Origin of the sequence: Aeromonas sp. HMWF016, assembly GCF_963878195.1 — a bacterium.
Classification (GTDB): Bacteria; Pseudomonadota; Gammaproteobacteria; order Enterobacterales; family Aeromonadaceae; genus Aeromonas; species Aeromonas lacus.
In genome coordinates this window covers 14665-36677 of the sequence record NZ_CAWNWX010000048.1, presented here as the reverse complement: position 1 = coordinate 36677, position 22013 = coordinate 14665, and the positions used below count along the sequence as shown (strand labels likewise).

At 57.1% G+C, this 22013-nt stretch carries 19 protein-coding genes; 11 read left to right on the top strand and 8 right to left on the bottom strand.

Features of this window, described 5'->3' with window-relative positions; translation table 11 throughout:
- The first annotated feature begins 12 nt into the window (after nucleotides 1-12).
- The 5 genes from AACS24_RS07025 to AACS24_RS07005 all read left to right on the top strand — a co-directional run bounded on the left by AACS24_RS07025 (nucleotide 13) and on the right by AACS24_RS07005 (nucleotide 5903).
- Nucleotides 13-606 (top strand): sigma-70 family RNA polymerase sigma factor, encoded by a 594-nt coding sequence (locus AACS24_RS07025; RefSeq protein ID WP_108572859.1) that lies wholly within the window; start codon nucleotides 13-15, stop codon nucleotides 604-606.
- Nucleotides 599-1354 carry a DUF3379 domain-containing protein gene (locus AACS24_RS07020; RefSeq protein WP_033113286.1) on the top strand — a complete coding sequence of 252 codons (756 nt, stop codon included), beginning with the start codon at nucleotides 599-601 and terminating at the stop codon, nucleotides 1352-1354. Before AACS24_RS07025 ends, AACS24_RS07020 begins: the two co-directional genes overlap by 8 nt.
- 389 nt (nucleotides 1355-1743) lie before the next feature.
- Complete coding sequence (locus AACS24_RS07015; RefSeq protein ID WP_108572857.1) at nucleotides 1744-3066, top strand: outer membrane protein transport protein; 1323 nt, start codon at nucleotides 1744-1746, stop codon at nucleotides 3064-3066.
- A gap of 252 nt (nucleotides 3067-3318) precedes the next feature.
- A complete protein-coding gene (locus tag AACS24_RS07010) occupies nucleotides 3319-4563 on the top strand; it encodes an OmpP1/FadL family transporter (RefSeq protein WP_108572855.1) in 1245 nt (414 codons plus the stop codon).
- A 116-nt stretch (nucleotides 4564-4679) separates the two neighbouring features.
- The gene (locus tag AACS24_RS07005; protein WP_033112632.1) at nucleotides 4680-5903 is read left to right on the top strand and encodes an EAL and HDOD domain-containing protein; all 1224 of its coding nucleotides are present in this window, start codon (nucleotides 4680-4682) and stop codon (nucleotides 5901-5903) included.
- Here AACS24_RS07005 and AACS24_RS07000 read toward each other — a convergent pair.
- Nucleotides 5900-7063 carry a thiolase family protein gene (locus AACS24_RS07000; RefSeq protein ID WP_108572853.1) on the bottom strand — a complete coding sequence of 388 codons (1164 nt, stop codon included), beginning with the start codon at nucleotides 7061-7063 and terminating at the stop codon, nucleotides 5900-5902. The genes AACS24_RS07005 and AACS24_RS07000 overlap by 4 nt on opposite strands.
- A 123-nt stretch (nucleotides 7064-7186) precedes the next feature.
- Between AACS24_RS07000 and AACS24_RS06995 the strand changes: the two genes are divergently transcribed.
- Complete coding sequence (locus AACS24_RS06995) at nucleotides 7187-7582, top strand: MerR family transcriptional regulator (RefSeq protein ID WP_033112630.1); 396 nt, start codon at nucleotides 7187-7189, stop codon at nucleotides 7580-7582.
- Nucleotides 7583-7692: 110 nt separating this feature from the next.
- On the opposite strand, the gene rplY is transcribed toward AACS24_RS06995, so the two are convergent.
- From rplY to AACS24_RS06970, 5 genes are all read right to left on the bottom strand, one after another.
- Complete coding sequence (gene rplY, locus AACS24_RS06990) at nucleotides 7693-7980, bottom strand: 50S ribosomal protein L25 (RefSeq protein ID WP_084059506.1); 288 nt, start codon at nucleotides 7978-7980, stop codon at nucleotides 7693-7695.
- A gap of 115 nt (nucleotides 7981-8095) precedes the next feature.
- Complete coding sequence (locus AACS24_RS06985; protein ID WP_108572851.1) at nucleotides 8096-8929, bottom strand: hypothetical protein; 834 nt, start codon at nucleotides 8927-8929, stop codon at nucleotides 8096-8098.
- A 94-nt stretch (nucleotides 8930-9023) separates the two neighbouring features.
- Nucleotides 9024-12923: an ATP-dependent RNA helicase HrpA gene (hrpA, locus tag AACS24_RS06980; protein WP_108572849.1), complete on the bottom strand. Its 3900-nt coding sequence runs from the start codon at nucleotides 12921-12923 to the stop codon at nucleotides 9024-9026.
- Between the two features lie 216 nt (nucleotides 12924-13139).
- On the bottom strand, nucleotides 13140-13559 hold the full coding sequence (locus tag AACS24_RS06975) for a CBS domain-containing protein (RefSeq protein WP_033112626.1): 420 nt from the start codon (nucleotides 13557-13559) through the stop codon (nucleotides 13140-13142).
- Between the two features lie 98 nt (nucleotides 13560-13657).
- Nucleotides 13658-14938, bottom strand: a complete 1281-nt coding sequence (locus tag AACS24_RS06970) for an HD domain-containing phosphohydrolase (RefSeq protein WP_108572847.1) — start codon at nucleotides 14936-14938, stop codon at nucleotides 13658-13660.
- A 348-nt stretch (nucleotides 14939-15286) separates the two neighbouring features.
- Here AACS24_RS06970 and sbcB point away from each other — a divergent pair, with 348 nt between their 5' ends.
- Entirely contained in the window at nucleotides 15287-16714 is a 1428-nt protein-coding gene (gene sbcB, locus AACS24_RS06965; protein WP_108572879.1) for an exodeoxyribonuclease I, read from the top strand.
- 134 nt (nucleotides 16715-16848) lie between these two features.
- Nucleotides 16849-17349, top strand: coding sequence for a hypothetical protein (locus tag AACS24_RS06960; protein WP_033112635.1), 501 nt, complete (start codon nucleotides 16849-16851; stop codon nucleotides 17347-17349).
- Between the two features lie 70 nt (nucleotides 17350-17419).
- On the opposite strand, the gene AACS24_RS06955 is transcribed toward AACS24_RS06960, so the two are convergent.
- Nucleotides 17420-19129: a glycoside hydrolase family 36 protein gene (locus AACS24_RS06955; RefSeq protein ID WP_108572845.1), complete on the bottom strand. Its 1710-nt coding sequence runs from the start codon at nucleotides 19127-19129 to the stop codon at nucleotides 17420-17422.
- Between the two features lie 160 nt (nucleotides 19130-19289).
- Here AACS24_RS06955 and AACS24_RS06950 point away from each other — a divergent pair, with 160 nt between their 5' ends.
- The 3 genes from AACS24_RS06950 (at nucleotide 19290) to cdd (ending at nucleotide 21399) form a co-directional block, all read left to right on the top strand.
- Nucleotides 19290-19646, top strand: coding sequence for a CidA/LrgA family protein (locus AACS24_RS06950; RefSeq protein ID WP_005333279.1), 357 nt, complete (start codon nucleotides 19290-19292; stop codon nucleotides 19644-19646).
- Nucleotides 19643-20329 (top strand): LrgB family protein, encoded by a 687-nt coding sequence (locus AACS24_RS06945; RefSeq protein ID WP_108572843.1) that lies wholly within the window; start codon nucleotides 19643-19645, stop codon nucleotides 20327-20329. Before AACS24_RS06950 ends, AACS24_RS06945 begins: the two co-directional genes overlap by 4 nt.
- A gap of 185 nt (nucleotides 20330-20514) precedes the next feature.
- A complete protein-coding gene (gene cdd, locus AACS24_RS06940) occupies nucleotides 20515-21399 on the top strand; it encodes a cytidine deaminase (protein WP_108572841.1) in 885 nt (294 codons plus the stop codon).
- A 134-nt stretch (nucleotides 21400-21533) separates the two neighbouring features.
- Here the strand turns inward: cdd and AACS24_RS06935 are convergent.
- On the bottom strand, nucleotides 21534-22013 hold a 480-nt coding region (locus tag AACS24_RS06935; protein ID WP_258223125.1), incomplete at its 5' end, for a beta-eliminating lyase-related protein.

The window sequence follows — 22013 nt, the reverse complement described above, 5'->3', positions numbered from 1 at the left end:
GAGACACTCCTATTGCTCTTTTTTAGAAAAAAGCGGGGTCAGCCTCATAAAAGTGGAAATGATCCGGCCACTTTGTCGGTCTATGACCCTATGGCTGACAAACAAACCAAATTCGAAGCACTGGTTCATGCGCTGCACAAGGATATCTATCGCTACGCCTACTGGCTGGTGAGGGATCCTCACGTCGCGGAAGATCTGGTGCAGGAGACCTTCCTGCGAGCCTGGAAGGGTATCGACGCCCTGCAGGACGATCAGGCCGCCAAAGGATGGTTGATCACTATCTTGCGCCGGGAGAATGCCCGCCGTTTCGAGCGCAAACAGTTTGATCTGGTGGATCTGGACGACCATCCCCAACCACAGCCCGATGCGCTGCACAGCGAAGAGGAGATGGAGAACGAGTGGTTGCATCGTCATATTGCCCGCCTGCCCGAAGAGTATCGGGAGCCCCTGATGCTGCAGGTGCTGGGCGGATTTAGCGGTGAGGACATTGCCGAACTGCTCGGACTCAACAAAAACACTGTCATGACAAGACTGTTTCGCGCCCGCAACCAGCTGAAAGAGGCGATGGCGCAGAAGAAATTATCAAGAGGAGATGGACATGGATGAACTGGAGTTTCGCCGTCGCGCCATGATCCAGCCCGGCGATCAGCAACCCGACTTCCTCGAGGCTGCCCGTGCCAATCCTGCCAACCTGCGCTATCTCGATGAGATGAAAGCTCTCGAACAAGACATTGCGCGCACCATGAGTGTCGAGCCGCCGTCAGGGCTGGCAGAGCGGATCCTGCTCAAACAAGCCCTGCAACAGAGCGAAGAGAAACAGGAGAAAACACGGCATGTTGCCAGCAGCACTGCGAACTCCCATTGGCGAACCGTGGCCATGGCTGCATCCGTCGCTTTTCTACTTGGAGTGAGTACCCGTTGGATAAATTGGCCTGCCAGCTCCGATCAAACACTCTCCCTCGCTCAGGTGGCGATGGCCCATGTCTATGGTGAGGAACCGTTTATCGAAGGTATCGATGAACGAGTCAATTTGCAGAGCATCAACGCCAAGATGGAGAAATATGGCGCAACCCTGAGTGGCATGAATGGTCTCAGAGTGACCTATGTCAACCACTGCGCCTTCTATCAGGGGCCGGCACTGCATATGGTGATCCAGGGCAAGATGGGACCCGTTACTCTCTTTCTGGTTCCCAAGCATGTACCTCTCTCTCTGCAGCCCAGTTTTGAAGATGGCACCCTCAAAGGGGAAATTGTCCAGTTTAAAGGGGGGAATATGGTACTGATTGGCCAGATGAGGGAGCCGCTAGCCCCCGTTGCCACGGCCCTGCAATCACGACTTCACTGGAACATTTAACGAACAGATTCCATCGGTAAAAACAGGCAGCGACACCAGCCAGCTGCCTGTTTCCCCTCTCTTTCCCGACCCATTACCTGCTTTTTGTCGCAAAATTGCGAAAAACAGCAAAATTATTTTTGTGAGCCCGATCAACCATTTCGCCTAAAAAACACCCTGCCTTACCCCTTAAATGATGAATTAAACATCAGGTTAAAACAAATGATTAACAGATCGATCACTTTTATGTATTCTGCTGTCACTGGTCTGATTTCTTACCTCCTACCAGATACATAGAATCACGCCAGAATTGATTCGGAAGAAGCTGAAATAAAAACGGATTTTGTCGAGGTTTGCATTGAACATGCCGCCAATATCGACAAAAAAATCTGCCTACAAGAGAGACCACCATGACGACAACTATGTTTAAGAAGAGCCTGATTGCCGCCACCATTGCGCTGGCCACCGGTCAAGTCCATGCAGCGGCATTCCAGTTGAACGAGCACTCAGCCTCCGGTCTGGGTCGTGCCTATGCTGGTGAAGCAGCCATTGCCGACAACGCCTCTGTTCTGGCCCGCAACCCTGCTGCCATGACTACCTTCGACAAGATGGCAGTTTCTGTATCCGGTACCTATATCAAGCCGGATGTGGATGTTGAGGGGAAAACCAGCGGAAATCTGACCACAAAAGCAGGTACAGTTCCTAACTATTTCAATCGTGATGCGTCAGCATCCGATATTGCTCCTGCCGCGTTCGTCCCTGCATCCTATTTCATTCAGCCGCTGAATGATAAGTGGGCATGGGGTATTGGGCTTTTCTCCAACTACGGTCTCTCTACCGAGTACGACAAGAATTTTGCTGCAGGATCAGGCGCTGGTGATACAGAGCTCTTAACTTTCAATATCAACCCGAATATCGCCTACCGCATCAACGAACAATTCAGCATCGGTGCCGGTATCAACGCGGTGTACGCTGAAGCCGAATTGAATCGTTATGCAGGGGTTTTGGCTCCTACATTGACTGCGGCAACAGGCGTACAGCATTCTGCTAATACAAAAATTGCAGGGCTGAAGGGTGATACATGGGGCTTCGGCTGGAACGTTGGTACTTTGTATGAAGTTAACGAAAACCACCGTTTTGCTTTGACCTATCGCTCCCAAGTGGATCTCAGTTTTGATGGCGACTTTAACGGCACCAGCTCTAACTACAAAACTGTTGACGGAAACCTGAAACTGGACCTGCCAGCTCAAGCCGAGTTTGCAGGTTATCACCGTTTGAACCAGCAGTTTGCCGTCCACTACTCTGTCAACTGGACTGACTGGAGCGCCTTTGAAGAGCTGAAAGCAACCAGTTCTCAGTGTTCAAAAGGTGTCTGCCTGCAAAAAGATGAGAAATTCAAAGATTCTGTTCGTTACTCTATCGGTGGCACTTGGTACATCAACCCGTCCTGGGAAGCACGTATGGGCTTTGCATATGACAACTCCCCTATCGAAGCTGAGTACCGTAGTCTGAGTATCCCCGACTCTGATCGTATCTGGTACAGTGCTGGCGCCACCTACCATATCAACCCTGATATGAGTGTTGATTTCGGTATGGCCTATCTGGATGGTAAGAAGGTTGATGTAAACGAAGGCCTCGTAAGCCATGATGGCACAGTGAATAACCCACGCTGGCAGGGCACTTCCCACGGCAACGCCTTCCTGGCATCTGCCCAGTTCAACATGAAGTTCTGATTGTTGAGCAATTAAAAAGAGCGCCGCAAGGCGCTCTTTTTTTATGCAAACCCCCGTTTTCAGCGCACACATGTAGCACACACCTGTTCATTTTTCTTTTTTAATCAATCTATTAGAACTAGTTTCATCAGCATTTAATCCCGTTTTTAACAGATGTACTCCATCACCGTTGCCTTGCTGGTCGTACCATATAAAATCCCGCCTTCAATGATATGGCCAACTGAACATTCGGGATTCACGCAAGGATAACTCATGCATTCCACTCTCAAACTATCCGCCCTTTCCCTGCTGGTGATTGCTGGTCACACCCATGCCGCAGGTTTCCAGCTGGCTGAACAATCGGCAACCGGGCTTGGCCGAGCCTTTGCCGGAGAAGCAGCTATCGCGGACAATGCCAGCGTTCTATCTCGCAACGTGGCAGCCATGACTCGCTTTGACAAGATTGCACTCTCGGGCGGAACCATTTACGTCAGCCCTGACGTAAATATCGAAGGAAAAACAACGGGGTTGCTGACCCATGCCGATGCGACTGCACGAGATATCGCGGCCGCAGCCTGGGTTCCCAACGCCTATCTCATCATTCCACTCAATGAGCAGTGGCGTCTTGGGTTCTCGGCCACTTCCTATTACGGTCTCGGTGTCAAGATGCCGGACAACTACAGTGCCGGTCACTTTGGCAATGTCTCCGATATAAAAACCATGGATCTGGGTACCTCACTCGCTTATCGCATCAATGAGATGTGGTCAATTGGTGCCGGGATCTCTGCTATTCAGGGCGAAGGCGAAGTCGGTGGCACTTTCCCCTCCCGCAATCTTATCGCCAAGCATTTGCAGGGGGATGGCTGGGCATGGGGATGGAATATCGGCACCTTGCTGGAACTATCCAAACAGACCCGCATCGGCCTCTCCTATCGCCATGATGTCAATTTGAGGTTATCTGGCGACGCTATCATTGGTACACCGAGCGGCAAAGAGCTAAAAGACACAGGCAGTCTGGATCTACCGCTGCCAGCCACTGCCGAACTGGCCGCCGTTCACCAGTTGACTGACAACCTGGCGATCCACGGCAGTGTGAACTGGACTAACTGGAGCAAATTTGTTCAATTGGAAGCAGATCTCGATAACATGTCCAACATGCATATCAAGGATGAACACTGGGAAGATAGCTGGCGCTATGCCATTGGCATGACCTATCAGCTGACCCCCCAATGGCAACTGCGCTCCGGGGTCGCTTATGATGCAAGTCCGGTACCTGCAGATCGCCGTACCATCTCCATACCGGATGCCGATCGTCTCTGGTACAGCCTCGGCATGGGTTATCAGTTCACCCCCAATCTGACTGTTGATCTGGGACTGACCCTGATCGACGGTAAAAAGGTCGATGTCACCGAGAAGATGGAACTGCAACCGGGCAACCCGCTAACGACATCAACTTTCCAGGGCACTTCTGAAGGGGATGCCTGGCTGGCTGGTTTACAAATGAGCTATCTCTTCTAAATTCGGCTCTGACAGAAAAACACTATGCCAATTATTGCCTTACTCAATAGGGTCAGGACTGGCATAGTGTTCTGCAACACCATAAAATCAAGCCAGTACCCATATCGGAGCCAGGCATGTATTCCTACGTTGCAAGACAGCCCATTCTCGACAGAGACCTTAATACCTACGCCTATGAGCTGCTCTTTCGCGATAGCCTGAATAATGTCTTCCCGAGCATCTCCTCACGGCAAGCAACGTCGAGTCTTGTCGTTGAACAGTTCCTGCAACAAAACATCGATCAGCTACTGGGCGGCCGCCCCTGCTTCATCAATTTCCCCCACTCCCTGTTGCTGGATGGCTTGGCAGAGTGCCTCCCCCCCGAGAAGGTGGTGATTGAAATTCTGGAGGATGCAGCACCGGACGATGCCCTGCTGGAGAAGGTCAAACAGCTCCATAAACTGGGCTATACGCTAGCGCTCGATGACTTCACCATGTCGCCAGACTGGGAGCGCTTCCTCCCCTTTATCAAGATCATCAAGTTCGATCTGCGGGCAACACCGCTATTGCAGATCAAGGTGTTCATCCAGCGCCACCAAAGCATGAATCTTACCTATCTGGCCGAGAAGGTAGAAGACAAGGCGGAATTCGAGCGGGTCAAGCAGCTGGGGATCCAGCTATTTCAAGGCTTTTTCTTCAGTCGCCCCGAGATGGTCAAGCAAGCGACCATGGAACCAGCCCAAGTCGTCGTGATGCAACTGCTCAACGTAGTCAATCAGTCCGAACCTGACATCAACCGGATCGAACAGCTGCTAAGCCAGGATATCTCCCTTTCCCTCAAGCTGCTGCGCTACGTCAACCATCTCAAGGGACACACCAATCCCATCTCTTCATTTCGCCAGGCCGCCATCTACCTTGGCAACACCCAGCTAAAGCGTTTTGTCTCGCTGGTGGCTGCCACCAGTGCAGGCAAGGGCAAGAGTGCAGAGCTCTATCAGATGTCGCTGATCAGAGCACGTTTCTGTGAGCTGCTAGCCCATGCTCATGCCCCGACCCAGCAAGCGCCACAGGCCTTTATCACCGGCCTCTTCTCCCTGCTGGATGTGTTGATGGAGCAGCCGATGGACAAGCTGCTCGGCACCATTCCGCTGATCGATGCCATCCGGCTGGCACTGCTTGAGCGCAAGGGCAATCTCGGCTTCTACCTCGCGTTTTGCGAAGACTACGAAAATGCCAACTGGTCACGGGTCACAGCCAGAACGGCCAAGCTTGGCTTGAGCGAGGAGAAGGTCAGTCACCTCTATCTGGCTGCGACCACCTGGGTCAACGAGCAGCTGCAGGCGATGGAAGCAACCGATTAATCGATCTCCACCGCGATCGCTGTCGCCTCTCCCCCTCCGATACACAGAGAGGCAATCCCCCTTTTTCCTCCTCGCTGACGAAGGGCCGAGATCAGGGTGACCATAATACGGGCGCCACTCGCTCCGAGCGGATGCCCCATTGCACAGGCCCCACCGTATACATTGACCTTGTCATGGGGGATAGCGCACCCCGCCATAGCCAACATGGTCACCATGGCAAATGCCTCGTTGATCTCGAAGAGATCCACCTCATCCACTGACCAGCCTAGCCGCTCCAGCAGCCTGGATATTGCGCCAATGGGGGCCGAGGTAAACTCCGCCGGCAAGGCCGCATGGCTCTGATAACCGACGATCCTTGCCAATACCGGCACCTGCCAGGCAACTGCCGTAGCGCTATCCATCAATATCAGCGCCGCTGCACCATCCGAAATGGAGCTCGCATTGGCTGCGGTAATGGTTCCCTCTTTACCAAACGCCGGTTTTAGCGTTGGTATCTTTTCCGGCCGTCCGCGGCCAGGTTGCTCATCCTCTGCCAGCAGAAAACGCCCCTCACGATGGCAAGGTGCCAGCTCCGAACTAAAAGAGCCAGCCTGCTGGGCATCAAGGGCACGCTGGAGCGATGCCAGGGCAAATTCATCCATGGCACTGCGGGTCAAACCGGCCAGATCAGCGCTGCGCTGGGCATGGATGCCCATCAGCTGGCCATCATAGGCATCCTGCAACCCGTCAAGAAAGAGGTGATCCAGTGCCCGCTGATGCCCCATCCGAAAGCCGCTACGGGCATTGTCCAGCAGATAGGGGGCTCGGCTCATGCTCTCCATGCCGCCTGCGACCACCACCCTGTTGTCACCAAGCCGGATGGAATCTGCCGCCAGCATCACCGCCTTCATACCTGAACCACACACCTTGTTGACTGTTGTTGCGGGTATGGATGGCGGTAATCCCGCTTTCAACATGGCCTGCCTGGCGGGAGCCTGCCCCACCCCAGCCGACAGCACGTTGCCCATAAATACTTCGTCTATCTGCTCAGGATGCAGACTACTTTGCTGCAACGCAGCCTCAATGGCACAGGCCCCCAACTCAGGCGCAGTCACCTCTGCCAATGCCCCCTGAAATGCCCCCATCGGAGTCCGTTTTGCCGCCACAATCGCAATATCCATTTGCCAACCTCTTTTTTGTTACATGGCCATAACATAGGTTTTCTAGGTCACGGGAACAAGAGTTGCAGTGCAGTTTACGTTTAGGTAAGGTGCCAGCAGGATTTAGTTCGCCAAGAAGTCTGTATGAACAAAAACAGGGATGAAGCCCGGCGCTACAGCATCAGTGAGCTGGCTCGGGAATTTGATATTACGACGCGCAGTATCCGCTTTTATGAGGATCAGGGATTGCTCAATCCCGCCAGAGAGGGCCAGACCCGCATCTACAGCAAGCAGGATCGGGTTCGCCTCAAGTTGACCCTGCGTGGCAAACGCCTTGGTTTCAGCCTCGCCGAGATCCGCGAATTGTTTGATCTCTATGATGCCGACAAGAGCAGCCGTACCCAGCTGCAAACCATGCTGGGACTGGTAACGGATAAACGTGAAACGCTGCAGCAACAGATGGAAGATATCAGAATGGTGCTGCTGGAGCTGGATGCCGCCGAACAGCGCTGTCAGCAGGCGCTGAACCAGCTAGGTTAATGAAGCAAGAGGGCAAACAGGTCCTCTTCTCACATTGCAAAAACAACCAAACGCCAGATAGCAAAAAGCCACTCCTGAGAGTGGCTTTTCTTCAACCTGACAACTCGCGATTAGACGCGAACGAAGTCCAGGTGAACCAGCTTGTAACGTACCGGGTGACGCTGGATAGCTTTCACTTTTACGTTAACTTCTTCGCCGTTGATGACCAGAGTCAGTACGGACTCATAGAATTCCGGCTTCTCTTGAGCCAGGACCATTTTCTTGTGGTCAACAGCTACGGACAGAGCTTCTTTACCTGCACCGTAAACGATGGCAGGAACTTGGTCAGCTTGACGCAGGCGGCGGCTCGCACCTTTCCCCAGGTCAGAACGGACTTCGGCTTGGAATACGAAAGACATAGTATGTATCTCTTTTAGATGAATTTATGGTGCTAACTGCGACCGGTCAGCACCTCGCAAAACGAGCGCGAATACTACCATGGGCCAATAGCGGATACAAGGCTCATCCCGTGCTTTAACGCCCCTGCTCAAGGCGGGCAAATTGCTGTTGCCGCTGGGCCGGGCTCAGAGCATCAAACTGCGCCAGCGTCTCGGCGCGGGGACAGTAGAGACCATCCCCGGTTTTGACCCGGATACTATGGCCAAGTCGCGCCTGATTTTCAGCCACCAACGCCAGCAAATAGCTGTACGTATCGGCCCCCATGGCACTGGAGAGCTGGTTCGCTATGCGCCACAGCGTCTCACCAGCCACCACCTGATGGCACACTGCACGCTCACCTCCTGCCGCCGGGGCCGATAGCGTAAGGGTGACGCTATCGGTGGTGGTGGCAGCAGCCAGCTGGATATCAGCATTGTTTACCGATTCACGCGCAACGCTCCCCAACATCGCCAGCAACGGCTCCGCCTCGTAGCGAGGCCTTACCGCCAGCTGAACCGGTATGGTATGCGCGGCACTGAACTCGGCAATAAAGGGGGCAAGCGGCCCATTTTCATCCAACGGAGAGAGACCCTGCTGCTGCACTGCAGCAACAGCCTGAACGGATGCAACGCCATAAGCCATCTCGTCGATGCGCCGCAACCTTGCCAGATAAGCTTTGGAGAGCTCGGCCTCCCCCTCGAACAGATCAAAGGGGGGTACCAGACGGGCAGGAAAGAGGATCTGCCAGCGACCATTTTTCTGTTTCTGGGCCAGCGGCGGAAACTGGTTGCCGTGCCATGCCACAAACATAGCGGGTGGCTTGCGCGCCAAGGGGTAATACTCCGGGTTCAACTGCACCCAGGTTTGCTCTGCAATAGGCTGGTAACCGCTGATCACCACCTGCGCCATACTCAACCAGATCCCCAGCATCCTTGCCTCCCTGACTTCCGTTTAAAAGGTCCCGCCACCTTGGCAGCCCCTTCCCACAATCTATATCACGCAGTTAAAACAGACAGATAGCAGCTTAGCACTGAGCGATAGCATTCAGCACCCGTTTATCCGACACCGGATAGGGGGTTCCCAGATTCTGGGCAAAAAACGATACCCGCAGCTCCTCTATCATCCAGCGGATATTGGCCACCTCGGTGGGAATAAGCTGGGATTTGGGGATCTTGGCCAGCAGCGCCTTGTACTCCGACTCTACGCTATGCACCTTGAGCATGTAGACCCGATCCCGGTTGGGATCGATGGCAAGCTTCTCGAGACGACGCTCGATGGCCCGCAGGTAGCGCAGCAAGTCAGGCAGCCGCTGCCAGCCGGTCTCGGTGACAAAGCCCTTGTGTATGAGGTTGCCCAGCTGCTGCTGGATATCGGACATGGCAAAGGCGGTGTCGAGCTGCATCTTGCCCTTGAGCCGTTTCTTGATCTCATGGGAGAGGGTCAGCACGGCTTCCACCTGCTTGGCCACCTCCACCACCGCATCGTTGAGCTCGGCGCGGACATACTCCTTGAGCGCCTCAAAACCGGCCTCGTCCCAAGCCATGCCGCCGTGCTGCTCAATCAGCTTGTCGCAGCCGCAGGCGATGCAGTCGTCGATAAGCTCGGCCACCTTGCCAAACGGGTTGAAATAGAGCCCGAGCTTGGCCTTGTTGGGCAACTTCTCCTGCAGATACTTGATGGGCGATGGTACGTTGAGCAGTACCAGCCGACGCTGACCGGCCCACATCAGCTGCTGCTGCACCACCGGGCTCTCCACCAGCTGGATGGCGACCGAATCCTTCTGATCCACCAGGGCCGGATAGGCCTTCACCTCGAACCCGCCCCGCTTCTGACTGTACTCTTGCGGTAGCTCGCCAAAGCTCCACAGGGTGAGACCGGACTGCTCGATATCATCGTCCGCTACTTGCGAGAGGGTCTCCTGCACCTTGCCGCGCAGGGACTCTTTCAATGCCTCCAGATCCTTCCCTTCAGCCACCTTCTTGTGCTTGTCGTCCACCACTCGGAAGGTGAGTTTCAGGTGATCGGGCACCGCAGCCCAATCCCAGGATTCGCGAGGTACGGTGACGCCGGTCATCCGGCGCAGTTGGCGCTCCATCTCGTCCAACAGCGGCCCCTGCTCGGGGTTGATACTGGCAAGCAGCGCATCGGCATAGTTCGGCGCCGGCACAAAGTTTTTGCGCATCGGCTTTGGCATCGACTTGATGAGGGCCACCAACAGCTCGTGACGCAGCCCCGGGATCAACCACTCGAACCCCTTCACCTCCACCTGATTCAGGAGCGGCAGCGGAATATGCAGGGTCACGCCATCGGCGGCCTCCCCCGGCTCGAACTGATAGGTCAACTTGAGCTTGAGGCGCCCCTGCTGCCAGAAGTTGGGGTAGTCGAGATCGCTGATGTGGGCCGCATCTCCCTTCATCAGCATCTCTTTTTCGAAGTTAAGCAGCTCGGGATCCCGCTTTTGCGCCTCTTTCCACCACTTGTCGAAGTGACGGCTTGATATCACCTCCTCAGGCAAGCGAGCATCGTAGAAGCGGAACAGATCCTCGTCATCCACCAGAATGTCGCGACGACGGGATTTGTGCTCCAGCGCCTCTACCTCGGCCAGGAGCTTGCGGTTGTCGCTGAAGAAGCGGTGACGGGTCTCGAAATCCCCCTCCACCAGGGCGCGGCGGATAAACAGCTCGCGGCACAGCGCCGGATCGATACGGCTGAAGTTGATGGTGCGCTCGTTGACCAGAGTCAAGCCATAGAGGGTCACCTTCTCCTTGGCCATCACGGCACCGTTTTTCTTCGACCAGTGGGGGTCGCTGTGGTGCAGCTTGATGAGGTGACCCGCTAGCGGCTCCACCCACTCGGGTTCAATCTTGGCGTTGATACGGGCGTAGAGGCGCGAGGTTTCCACCAATTCTGCGGCCATCACCCACTTGGGCGGCTTCTTGAACAGACCCGAGGCTGGGAACAGGTGGAAACGGCCATTGCGAGCACCAAGGAACTCGGGCTTTTCCAGATCCTTGTTGCCGATATGGCTCAAGAGGCCAGTCAGCAGCGCGCAGTGCACCGTCTTGAAATCCGCCGGTTCATGGTTGGCTTTAAAACCAAGCTCCTTGACCGTCTGGCGCAGCTGGAAATGGATGTCCTGCCATTCGCGCACCCGCAGGTAGGAGAGAAACTCCTTCTGGCACATGCGGCGAAACGAGTTGCTGCCAAGGGCATCCTGCTGCTCTTTCAGGTAGTTCCATAGATTGACGAAGGCGAGGAAGTCGGAATCCTTGTCCTCAAAGCGTCTGTGCTGCTCGTCGGCGGCCTGCTTTTTCTCCATGGGTCGCTCGCGGGGATCCTGAATGCTGAGGGCGGCAGTGATCACCATCACCTCGCTCAGGCAGCCAGTCTGCGCCGCGCTGATCACCATCTTCGCCAAACGCGGATCAAGGGGGATACGCGAGAGCTGGCGACCGGTTTCGGTCAGCTGCAGTTTGGCTTCGCGATCGCCGGTGGCGGGCAGCTCGCGCACCGCCTCCAGCTCTTTCAAGAGAGTCAGGCCATCCTTGATATGGCGCGACTCCGGTGGCTCGACGAAGGGAAACGCCTCCATGTTGCCAAGGCCGAGCGCCAACATCTGCAGGATGACCGAGGCCAAATTGGTGCGCAGGATCTCGGGGTCGGTAAAGGCGGGACGGCTATTGAAATCCTCCTCGGAGTAGAGGCGGATGCAAATACCGTCCGCCACCCGGCCACAACGCCCTTTACGCTGGTTGGCGCTGGCCTGGGAGACCGGCTCGATAGGCAGGCGCTGCACCTTGGTGCGCCAGGAGTAGCGGCTGATACGGGCAGTACCCGGATCGATGACGTAACGGATGCCCGGCACCGTCAGCGAGGTCTCCGCCACGTTGGTGGCGAGCACAATGCGCCGGCCAGCGTGTTGCTGGAACACCTTGTTCTGCTCGGCGTTGGAGAGGCGGGCGTAGAGCGGCAGCACCTCGGTATCGCGCAGGTTGAGCTTGCGCAGGGCATCGGCGGTATCGCGGATCTCCCGCTCGCCGTTCATGAAGATGAGGATGTCCCCCAACCCTTCGCGGGCCAGCTCTTCCACCGCATCGAAGATCCCCTGCAGCTCGTCGCGCTCCTCCAGCCCTTCGCTCTTGTCACTGGTGAGCGGACGGTAGCGCACCTCCACCGGATAGGTGCGACCGGAGACCTCGATCACCGGCGCCTTGTTGAAATGGCGGGAGAAGCGCTGCGGGTCTATGGTGGCCGAGGTGATGATCACCTTGAGATCGGGGCGCTTGGGCAATAGCTGTTTGAGATAGCCCAGAATGAAGTCGATGTTGAGGCTGCGCTCGTGGGCCTCATCGATGATGATGGTGTCGTACTGGGTGAGCATCCGGTCGTTCTGGATCTCCGCCAGCAGGATACCGTCGGTCATCAGCTTGATGTGGGTCTGCTCGCTCACCTGATCGGTAAATCGCACCTTGTAACCTACGTAATGCCCAAGTTCGGACTCCATCTCTTCTGCGATACGTGCCGCCACGGTGCGGGCCGCGAGGCGACGCGGCTGGGTGTGGCCGATAAAGCCCTTCACTCCGCGCCCCAGCGCCAGACAAATCTTGGGGATCTGGGTGGTTTTGCCCGAGCCGGTTTCACCGGCGATGATCACCACCTGATGTTCACTGATCGCCTTGGCGATCTCCGCCTGTTTCTGGCTTACCGGCAGGTTATCCGGATAGGTGACCTTGGGTACGCCCGCAAGACGGGATTGGTAACGCGCCTGTGCCGCATCCAGATCGGCGGCAATGGTCTCAAGCACGGCAGCCTGTTTGCCTTCGGGCAACTTTTTGACCCCGTGCAGACGGCTGGATAGACGGCGGGCGTCAAGGTTCATGCAGGCAGAGAGACGGCGGCGCAGCGCCTCGATAGAGAGAGACAAGGTACGAATTCCTTAAAAGAGTGCCCGGCAAGGGGGCCATATCGATAGCTGGGGCAGATCCTAAAGAGCGAGAAGGAGAGGTGCAAGCCTTAACATGAAGCTCGGGGCATACGAGTAGGCCCCTTTGCGCCATTGAACGCATCAGGTCGGCGAACTTGCTGTCTCCCAAAATAACGAAGCAGGCCATTGGCCTGCTTCAACATAGAGACACAGCACTCAGCCGTGGCTATGGACAAAACAGGTAGTGAGCTGAGCGTGGATCGCCTGCATCACATTGTGGCGATTGATCACCCCGAGCAGCCTGCCCTCCTCTACCACCGGATAGATCTTGGGCTTCTGTCCCATCATCATCTCAGCCAGAGTCAGGATGCTGGTATCTGGCCCCACCGTCAGCACCTCTTTGCGCATCACATCCCGCACCTGTGCCACCTGTTCACAGTGATACGCCTCCTTGAGCATTACCGCGATGCAATCTTGCTCGGAGATCCAACCGATCAGACGTCCTTTCTCATCGGTCACCGGCCCCCCCAGCTGGTGGCTGTTCAAAAATTTCTCGACTGCCGCTTGCACCATCATGTCCGCTTTAAAGGTGATGGGTCTGCTCTGCATATAATCCCTGGCTTTTAGCGATTCCATATCTGCTCCCCTATGGTGGTCAGTCAAGCCTGCGTATTGCGCGTGAATATCGGCACCGTGCACGGCTTATTCCAAGCATAGCTGGAAGCCAGAGCAGGTCAGCAGTACGCATGCACCTCCTCTACCGTTGGAATGGCAGCCTGTACCATCTGCGACAGATTGTCAGCCAGAACGGCGACAACTTCACCATCAACCCGCCCCTCTCGTACCAACTGCTTCATAAAAGAGAGCGCCTCGCCAGCAGAGAGACCCTGACGATACGGCCTGTCCTGCACCATGGCCTGAAAAATATCGGCCACCCGCAAGATCCTCGCCTCCAGTGCCATCGCCGAAGCAGGCAAATGAAACGGGTATCCCTCTCCATTCGGTTCTTCATGGTGATAGGAGGCCCAGCACGCAATCTCTTCGAATCCCTCGATGTGGCGCAAGATCTGATAGGTCTCGAAACTGTGGGTATTGATGATGGCCCGCTCCTCGGAGGTTAATCGCCCCGGTTTGTCCAGAATTTCATCCGGCACTCGCAGCTTGCCGAGATCGTGCAGTAATCCGGCGATCTCCAGCATGTCACAATGAATGGCACTGACCCCCATACGCTCAGCCAGCAGCCGCGAGAGACGTGCAACGCCGAAAGAGTGAGCCATGGTAAACGAGCTTTTGGCATCGACAATGCCCGAAAAAATCAGCGCCAATGCTTTCAGCTCGCCATTGGTCGTCGTGCAAGGTTCGCGCTCTTGCAGCATCTCAAGCATGTAATCATTGATGGAGCGCGACTCGAGCTGGAGCCAGAATGCCTCCGAGCGAGAAGCTTGCAGGAATGCCGCAACCAGCTCGGGGTCAAAAAATTCACCGCCATAACCCTGCAGCCGTTCGCGGATCTCGTTGGTATGCATCAAGAGCGACCCGTCGCTATAGTGAGGGGCCGCCAGCGCATCACAACGGTCTACCAGAAAGATGAGGTTGGCCTGACGGGCAATTTTCTTGTCCAAATCGGGTAAATGGCGCAGCAACTTCCAGTGGGTGTGGTGATAACGGATGGGAAGCGCCAAAGGGGCAAGTAGCCGGAAGTCCTTTAATAGCTGATACCCTACTTCACAGTGGAGCTGCGACGACTCCCAGTCAAACTCGCTGACCAGATGGTGGTGAATGGCTGTTGATGATACACCGATGTCATGCAGGACTCCCAACTCGAAGAGCAGTCGGCGTTCCGCATCGTCCATCCCCAGTACCCGACTGCACTCGGCCGCCATGATCCCGACTCGTTTACCATGGGCCACATCGCCAATCCCCACCAGATCCAGCGACGCAGACAAGGCATATACCACCTGTCTGAGATCTACCTGCAATGAGAACGAGTTCTTCTCCGTCAGCGTTCTGTCCATGATCACTATCCCATGCCGCCATGTTGTTATCAGAGGAGCCGTTTTACCCTGCCCATATAAACAATTTAGTCAACAGCCCTCCTCTTGGCCTTGGTGGACAGACAAAAAGTGTGATTTGGCAGCGGATTACCGGGAAAAGTACCTATGCAGCCTCCTACCGCCGGAACATTTGCAAATCAGCGTTTTGTTACTGGTGAACACAGGTGCTCCCTTGTCTAATAAAGCGACGAATGGGGGCCCAACCCTTCGTTCTGCCTGCGCTATGGTTTACCATGCTGGCTATTGCGGTGCATGGCACCATCCACCCAGGCGCCAGCCGCCGTCATCGGATACCTCATCTCGAGCAACATGAGCAAAACAGCACACGCCGGCAGCGAGCCGACCTTCTATTTCCACGACTACGAGACCTTCGGCATCAGCCCCGCCAAGGACAGGCCGTCGCAGTTTGCCGGTATTCGTACCGATGCGGATTTCAACATCATTGGCGAGCCGCTGGTCATCTACTGCAAACCGCCAGCGGACTACCTGCCGGATCCGGAGGCGTGCCTTATCACCGGTATCACGCCACAAAAGGCGATGAAGGACGGGCTGTGCGAGGCGGATTTCATTCGCCAGATCCACGAGCAGTTCGCCACGGCAAATACCTGCGTGCTGGGCTACAACAGCATCCGCTTCGATGATGAAGTGACCCGCTACACCCTCTATCGCAACTTCTATGACCCCTATGCCTACGCCTGGCAGAACGGCAACTCCCGCTGGGACATTCTCGACATGCTGCGGGCCTGCTACGCCCTGCGCCCGGAAGGAATAGAGTGGGCCTTTGACGATGAGGGCAAACCGAGTTTCCGGCTGGAGAAGCTGACGGTCGCCAACGGCGTCGCCCATGCCAATGCTCACGATGCACTCTCTGACGTCCTGGCTACCATCGAGATGGCAAAACTGGTGAAAAAGGCCCAACCCAAGCTGTTCGGTTACCTGTTTGACCTTCGCAACAAGAACAAGGTGAAGGCACTGATCGACGTGGTGACCATGAAACCGCTGGTGCACGTCTCCGGTATGTTCTCACCTTGGCAAGGGTGTGCAAGCTGGGTCTCGCCGCTCGCCTGGCACCCCACCAACCAGAACGCGGTGATCATGGTGGATCTGACCCGCGACCCCACCCCGCTTATCGAGCTCTCCAGCGAAGAGATCCGCGAGCGGCTCTACACCAAAAAAGAGGAGCTGGGGGAGCTGGCCGGTATTCCGGTCAAACTGGTACATATCAACAAATGCCCGGTACTTGCACCGGCCGCCACCCTGACGGCAGAGCGAGCCGACGAACTGGGCATCGATCGGGAGCAGTGCCGCAAGAGCCTGGATCTGCTGCGCGCCCACCCAGAAGTGCGGGAAAAACTGGTGGAAGTATTCAATCAGGAGTTTTCGGGCAGCAATGACGGCGATCCCGATACCCAGCTCTACGCAGGTTTCTTCGGTCACGGCGACAAGTCCACCATGGATCTGGTGCGTGCCACCCCGGCAGATCTGCTGGGCGAGCGCGAATTCGCCTTTACCGATTCACGGCTGCCGGAGATGCTGTTTCGCTACCGCGCCCGCAACTGGCCGCACACCCTGAGTGAAGCGGAACAGAAACGCTGGCGCCTGCACTGCAGCGACTACTTCAGCAACCGTCTGCCTGACTATGTACCGCGCCTCGAAGCGCTGGCAGAACAGAATCAGGGTAACGAACGAAACTTTGCGATTCTTAAGAGTCTCTACCACTATCTGGAAGATTTATGAGTTGTGATTGATTTCACACTAAATCCTCCTCGCCAATCCCCTTCTTCAAGTCATAATGACGAAGGGGATCTTCTCAAAAACCAATATGTTGCATCCCCTGTGCCTTGCCCCTATCAAACGGAAGCCATTTGCTGATGCCTCGTCACCACGCTCTGCTGGGATTACTGGCCCTGCTGCCGCTGGCAGCCAACGCCGCATACCGGTTCGATATGCCGGACTACCTTGCGCTGTTGCCGGAGCAGACCTATCACATCGTTGAGCACAGCTTCAGCACCCTGTACAAGCAGACCGACTTTACGCCTCAGGTCACCAACAGCTACTTCAACAACTCCAACCTCTACAAGTTTGTCGGGGTGCCGCTGGTCATCTCCGCCCAGTCCGGCTTTCAGCTGGAGGTGTTTGGCCAGGCCTATAACCGCGCGTCTCAGGCCTATGTGCATCTGAGCGAAGATATGTCGCTTTACCGGGTGATGCGGGTCGATGTGATGGGTAACCCCAACGATCGGCTGGCTATCGGTTTTGGCTTTGGTATGCCAATCACCCCTAATCTCACCCTCAAGGCCATCACCTCGGGCAGCGATATCCCGGGCTATGGTTCAGCCAAATACGCGGCTGGCGTCGAGTGGCGTTACTGACACAGCTCACCCAAATAGCAAACAATTCAGGCTCCCGAAGGAGCCTGAATTGTTTGAGAGGCGTGCCTTATCAGACGTAGTGGATCACCCGCCCTTCGCCCCCTTGCAGGGTCACAGCCGTACCGACAGTCTGCCCCTGCCAGAAATCGGTTCCCCCTTCCGGCAGCAAGAATTCCTGTGGTTGCCCCTCCCAGTTGAAGAGGCAGAGCAGAGTGCCCCCCTCGGGCAGGCTCACTTCGCCGCAGGCAAAGTCCATCGACTCGAAACGGGCAGAGGGTGCCCGGGCTGCGCAGAGCGCAAGCAGCTTGCACAGTTGCGCCGCCTGCTCCTCATCGAGATCTTGCAGTCGATCACCTGCCAGCATCATGCCGCCGCTTGCCACCAGTGCCGCCAGATGGAAGCTGTATTCAGCCTGACTCGCTTGCTGGGTTGGCAGATCCCGCAAACAGATGCAGTCGGGGTCGAGGGCCCAAAGCTTGTCGTTCTGCCAGGCGCGGCAGAACGCCTCGCGGGCGATCTGGCGATAACGGTGGCCGTTGCGCTCCACGTCATCGCTCACCCGCATACCGTGCACCAGGCCAAGACTTGGCCAAATGGGGGCATTGCAACCAAGCAGGAAGGCTCCCTCCCCTGCGCCGCGCAAGATGGCGGCCATGCCGCGTCGATAGGCCTCAACCCGGGTGGCGGCCGGGTCGTGGAAACGACCACCGTGGATAGCGCCCCAGAAGTTGGCATCGAGCTTGAAGTAGTGGATGCCCCACTGCTCGCGCAGGGTGCGGAACACCTGCTCAAGGTGCGCTTGCACCTCGGGGTGGGTACCGTCCAGCACATACCAGGGGGTGCAACGCCAACCGCCATAAGTCACTCGCTCGGAGGGGAGCGGCAAGCCGTCATCCCCCTTTACGAACCAGTCGGGGTGATCCTGAAACACCTGCGAAGTTGGCTCGGCAATAAAGGGGGCGACCCAGAGGGCAGGCTCGCAGCCAGCCTGTTTGATCTCGGCGGCCAGCGACGCCACGCCTTGCTCAAACTTGGCCGACGGGGTGAGCCAGTCACCCATTTTGGCCTGATAGCCATCGTCTATTTGCACATAGCGCAGGGCCGGGAAGCGCTCGGCACGCACCTGCAGGTTCTCGCGAATGTCGGCAGCGCTCACCTCGGCGTAGTAGTGATACCAGGAGCACCAGCCGCTCGGGCGATCACTCACCTTACCGATCAGCGAGCCATGCTCGACCTCGATCATCCGTGCCAGCTCGGCCAGCAGATCCTCGCGATCCGCCCCTTCAAGGCAGATCAGCGCCTCGCTCTGCCAGTGCTCACCGGCCGCGAGTTCCCGCCCTTCGCAGTTCATCAGGATCTGCAGCCGACCATCCGGGTAGAGGCGAAACTCCCCGCCAAAACGGTGGCAGCTGGCAAAGGCGAGCAGCAGCCACCCCTTGCCATGTTCCACCAGCAGCAGGTTGTGGACCGTGTGATAGCCATTGTCATCGGTGATGCGATAGACGCTGGCATCGGGGCAACGGCCGACATGTTGCGGTGATTGCCAGCTACCCATGGTCTGGGCCAGCATCTGGAATCCTTCGCCATAGATGGCGCTCTCCACCGGCAGGCCAAGCTTGCCATCAAACAGTACCCAGCGCTCAACTGATGTGGCATCAGCGCCGGTGTTGTCGAGTCGCACCCGGCACAGAGGCCCTTCCCACTGACGGGTTTGCAGCAGATGGGGTGGCAACGCATTATCGTTCGCCAGCTGGCGAACTCGGGACAAGAGGGATGTCATCACTACTCCTTGTAGTTTGAAAAGAGTTCTATCAGGCACTTTTCAAAAAATGCCAATCAAATCAGCTTCAAATGAACTGATTTCAGTTGTTATTGTTTTAATGCCGCGACCCGGCCTCTCTGGTAAACTGCGATTTTTCTTCCCAGTCGATGAGGTTCACGTGATCGCGCAACGCGCCTTGCTGTACTTTCGTGACTTTATGGTCATCGTCGCCTGCCTGCTGGCTGGCAAATCCGTGGCAGCCATCCTGCCTTTCGCCTTTCCCGGCAGCATCATCGGCATGCTGCTGCTGTTTGTGCTGCTCTCCCTGCAACTGATCAAGCTGCACTGGGTTGAGCTGGGGGCAGGCTTGCTGCTGCGCCACATGGGTGTGCTGTTCGTGCCGGTTGCGGTCGGACTGGTGGCCTGGCTTGAGCCCCTGCGCCAATCCTTCGGCGTCATCATGCTCTGCATCGTGCTCGGGATCGTGCTGATCCTCGCCACCGTCGGTCGGCTCTACCAGAGGATGAACAAATGATCTTCTGGCTAGCGATTCCCCTGACCCTGGCGCTCTATTTCGCCACCCGCGCCCTCTATCGCCGCCTGCCCTGGCCCATCATCAATCCGGTGCTGGTGCCAACCGCGGTGATCATCGGTCTGCTGCTCTGGTTTGATCTGCCCCTTGAGCAGTACGAGCGCGGCAGCAGCCCCATCACCATGCTGCTGGAGCCCGCGGTAGTGGCGCTGGCGCTGCCGCTCTATCAGCAGGCGCGCCAAATTCAGGCCAAGCTCAAGCCCATCCTAATCTGTACCCTCGCCTCCGTCTTGATCTCGGTGTGCACAACCCTGCTGATCGGTCATTTTATGGGCACAGATCCGGCGCTGCTCGCCTCATTGGCGACCAAATCCATCACCACCCCGCTCGCCATGAGCGTCAGCCAGTCCATCGGCGGCATTCCCGCCATCGCGGCCGCCGTGGTGGTGGTGGTGGGGATTGTCGGCGCGCTGATCGGCTATCCACTGCTCAAACTGCTGAAAGTGACCGATCCGGAAGCGCAAGGGCTCGCCATGGGGGCTTGTGCCCACGCCATCGGCACCGCCACCTCCGCCGAGAAGGGGATCACCCAGGGGGCCTTTGCATCGCTCGCCATGGTGGTGTGCGGCATCCTCACCGCGGCCGTCGCTCCCCTCCTTTTTGCCATCTATCACTGGCTCACCTGACCGATGATTAAGCACCCCGACGGCTCTGCAGCGCTGTCGGGGTGCGACCTGCCGCACAATTTGCACAAGACAAACGTTTCCATTACCATCCCCCTCCGTTTGCCCGTCAGGGCGTGAGCCTGCTCACACATTTACCCGAGCTTGCTCCCTACAATGGCCGCCCAATTGGCCTTTGAGGACACACTATGCATCCCCGTTTTGCCAAGCCATTCGATACCCTCTCTGCCCCGCTCAAAGCAGCCGTGCAGCCCATGCTGGATAGTGCCGACTTCAACGCCCGCTTCACGCCGGAGCAAGTCGCCACCCTGAAAGCCGCCACAGGTCTCGATGATCGCGCACTGCGCCTCGCCCTGTTGCCGCTGGCCGCCGCCTGCTCGGTCGCGCCCATCTCCAAGTTTTATGTCGGTGCCATCGCCTGCGGCCTGAGCGGCACCTGGTACTTCGGCGCCAACATGGAGTTTGCGGGACAAGGTCTGTTCCACTCGGTTCACGCCGAGCAGTCCGCCATCTCCAACGCCTGGCTGGGTGGCGAGACCGGGATCTCTGAAATCACCGTCAACTACACCCCCTGCGGTCACTGCCGTCAGTTCATGAACGAGCTGAGCACCGCCAAGATCCTGAAGGTCTCCCTGCCCGATGACCTGAGCGCCCTGCAATCCTTCCTGCCCCACTCGTTTGGGCCGGCGGATCTCGACATCACAGATGCGCTGATGAGCCCGCAGGATCACGCCGAGCTTGAGCTTCAAAGCGAAGACCCGCTGTGGCAAGCCGCGCTGGCTGCTGCCCGTCAAAGCTACGCCCCCTATAGCCAGGGCTATGCCGCAGTGTCGCTGCAGTTTGCCGATGGCCGCATCTTCTCTGGCCGCTACGCCGAGAACGCCGCCTTCAACCCCAGCCTGCCACCGATGCAGATGGCCTGTGCCCATGCGGTGCTTAACGGCGAAGATCTCGCCACCATCCGCCGCGCCGTGCTGCTGGAGAACAAAAACGGCCAGATCAGCCAGCGTGACTCCGCCCAGTCCACCCTCAAGGCGCTGGGCTCGGTCGAGCTGGAGTATCTGGCGGTCTGACCCCGGCTTTGCTTCGATAAACGAAAGCCCCCGCACCTTGGTGCGGGGGCTTTTTTACTTGGCCATTTAACCGGGAATCGCCGGTGATCCTCACGGCTTGGCGCTGTTAATCACCCAGTCTGACCGGTTGCTGATCAGACCGGTTTCAGCCGCGCCGTGAAGTGACGCAGCAGCGGCGGCTCGTAGTCAAAGGTGAGCCCGCGAATGTCGCTGGCCCGCGCTTTCACTGCGATCAGGCAGTCGGCCACATAGTCCATGCGATCCCGAGTGTAGACCCGCCGCGGAATGGTGAGGCGCAGCAACTCAAAATCCGCCGCCTCCTGCTTGCCGGTGGCGGGATCGCGCCCCAGCAGCAGGGAGCCGATCTCCACCCCGCGCACGCCCCCTTCCAGATAGAGCTCGCAGGCGAGCGCATGGGCCGGAATATGGAGCAGCAGCTTTTTGGCATCCACAAAGACCGCATGACCGCCGGTGGGGGTCTGGATGGGGATGCCAGCCTCGGCCAGCCGCTCGCCGAGATAAGCCACCTGACTGATGCGATAGGTGAGATACTCCTCATCCATCCCCTCCCGCAGGCCGATGGCGAGCGCCGCCATGTCCCGTCCGGCAAGACC

Excerpts from the sequence above, each read along its gene's own strand:
- AACS24_RS07020 (WP_033113286.1), top strand. The coding sequence starts at position 599 with ATGGATGAACTGGAGTTTCGCCGTCGCGCCATGATCCAGCCCGGCGAT.
- AACS24_RS07015 (WP_108572857.1), top strand. The coding sequence starts at position 1,744 with ATGACGACAACTATGTTTAAGAAGAGCCTGATTGCCGCCACCATTGCG.
- AACS24_RS07010 (WP_108572855.1), top strand. The coding sequence starts at position 3,319 with ATGCATTCCACTCTCAAACTATCCGCCCTTTCCCTGCTGGTGATTGCT.
- AACS24_RS07005 (WP_033112632.1), top strand. The coding sequence starts at position 4,680 with ATGTATTCCTACGTTGCAAGACAGCCCATTCTCGACAGAGACCTTAAT.
- AACS24_RS07000 (WP_108572853.1), bottom strand. The coding sequence starts at position 7,063 with ATGGATATTGCGATTGTGGCGGCAAAACGGACTCCGATGGGGGCATTT.
- AACS24_RS06995 (WP_033112630.1), top strand. The coding sequence starts at position 7,187 with ATGAACAAAAACAGGGATGAAGCCCGGCGCTACAGCATCAGTGAGCTG.
- rplY (WP_084059506.1), bottom strand. The coding sequence starts at position 7,980 with ATGTCTTTCGTATTCCAAGCCGAAGTCCGTTCTGACCTGGGGAAAGGT.
- AACS24_RS06985 (WP_108572851.1), bottom strand. The coding sequence starts at position 8,929 with ATGCTGGGGATCTGGTTGAGTATGGCGCAGGTGGTGATCAGCGGTTAC.
- AACS24_RS06975 (WP_033112626.1), bottom strand. The coding sequence starts at position 13,559 with ATGGAATCGCTAAAAGCCAGGGATTATATGCAGAGCAGACCCATCACC.
- AACS24_RS06970 (WP_108572847.1), bottom strand. The coding sequence starts at position 14,938 with ATGGACAGAACGCTGACGGAGAAGAACTCGTTCTCATTGCAGGTAGAT.
- sbcB (WP_108572879.1), top strand. The coding sequence starts at position 15,287 with ATGAGCAAAACAGCACACGCCGGCAGCGAGCCGACCTTCTATTTCCAC.
- AACS24_RS06960 (WP_033112635.1), top strand. The coding sequence starts at position 16,849 with ATGCCTCGTCACCACGCTCTGCTGGGATTACTGGCCCTGCTGCCGCTG.
- AACS24_RS06955 (WP_108572845.1), bottom strand. The coding sequence starts at position 19,129 with ATGACATCCCTCTTGTCCCGAGTTCGCCAGCTGGCGAACGATAATGCG.
- AACS24_RS06945 (WP_108572843.1), top strand. The coding sequence starts at position 19,643 with ATGATCTTCTGGCTAGCGATTCCCCTGACCCTGGCGCTCTATTTCGCC.
- cdd (WP_108572841.1), top strand. The coding sequence starts at position 20,515 with ATGCATCCCCGTTTTGCCAAGCCATTCGATACCCTCTCTGCCCCGCTC.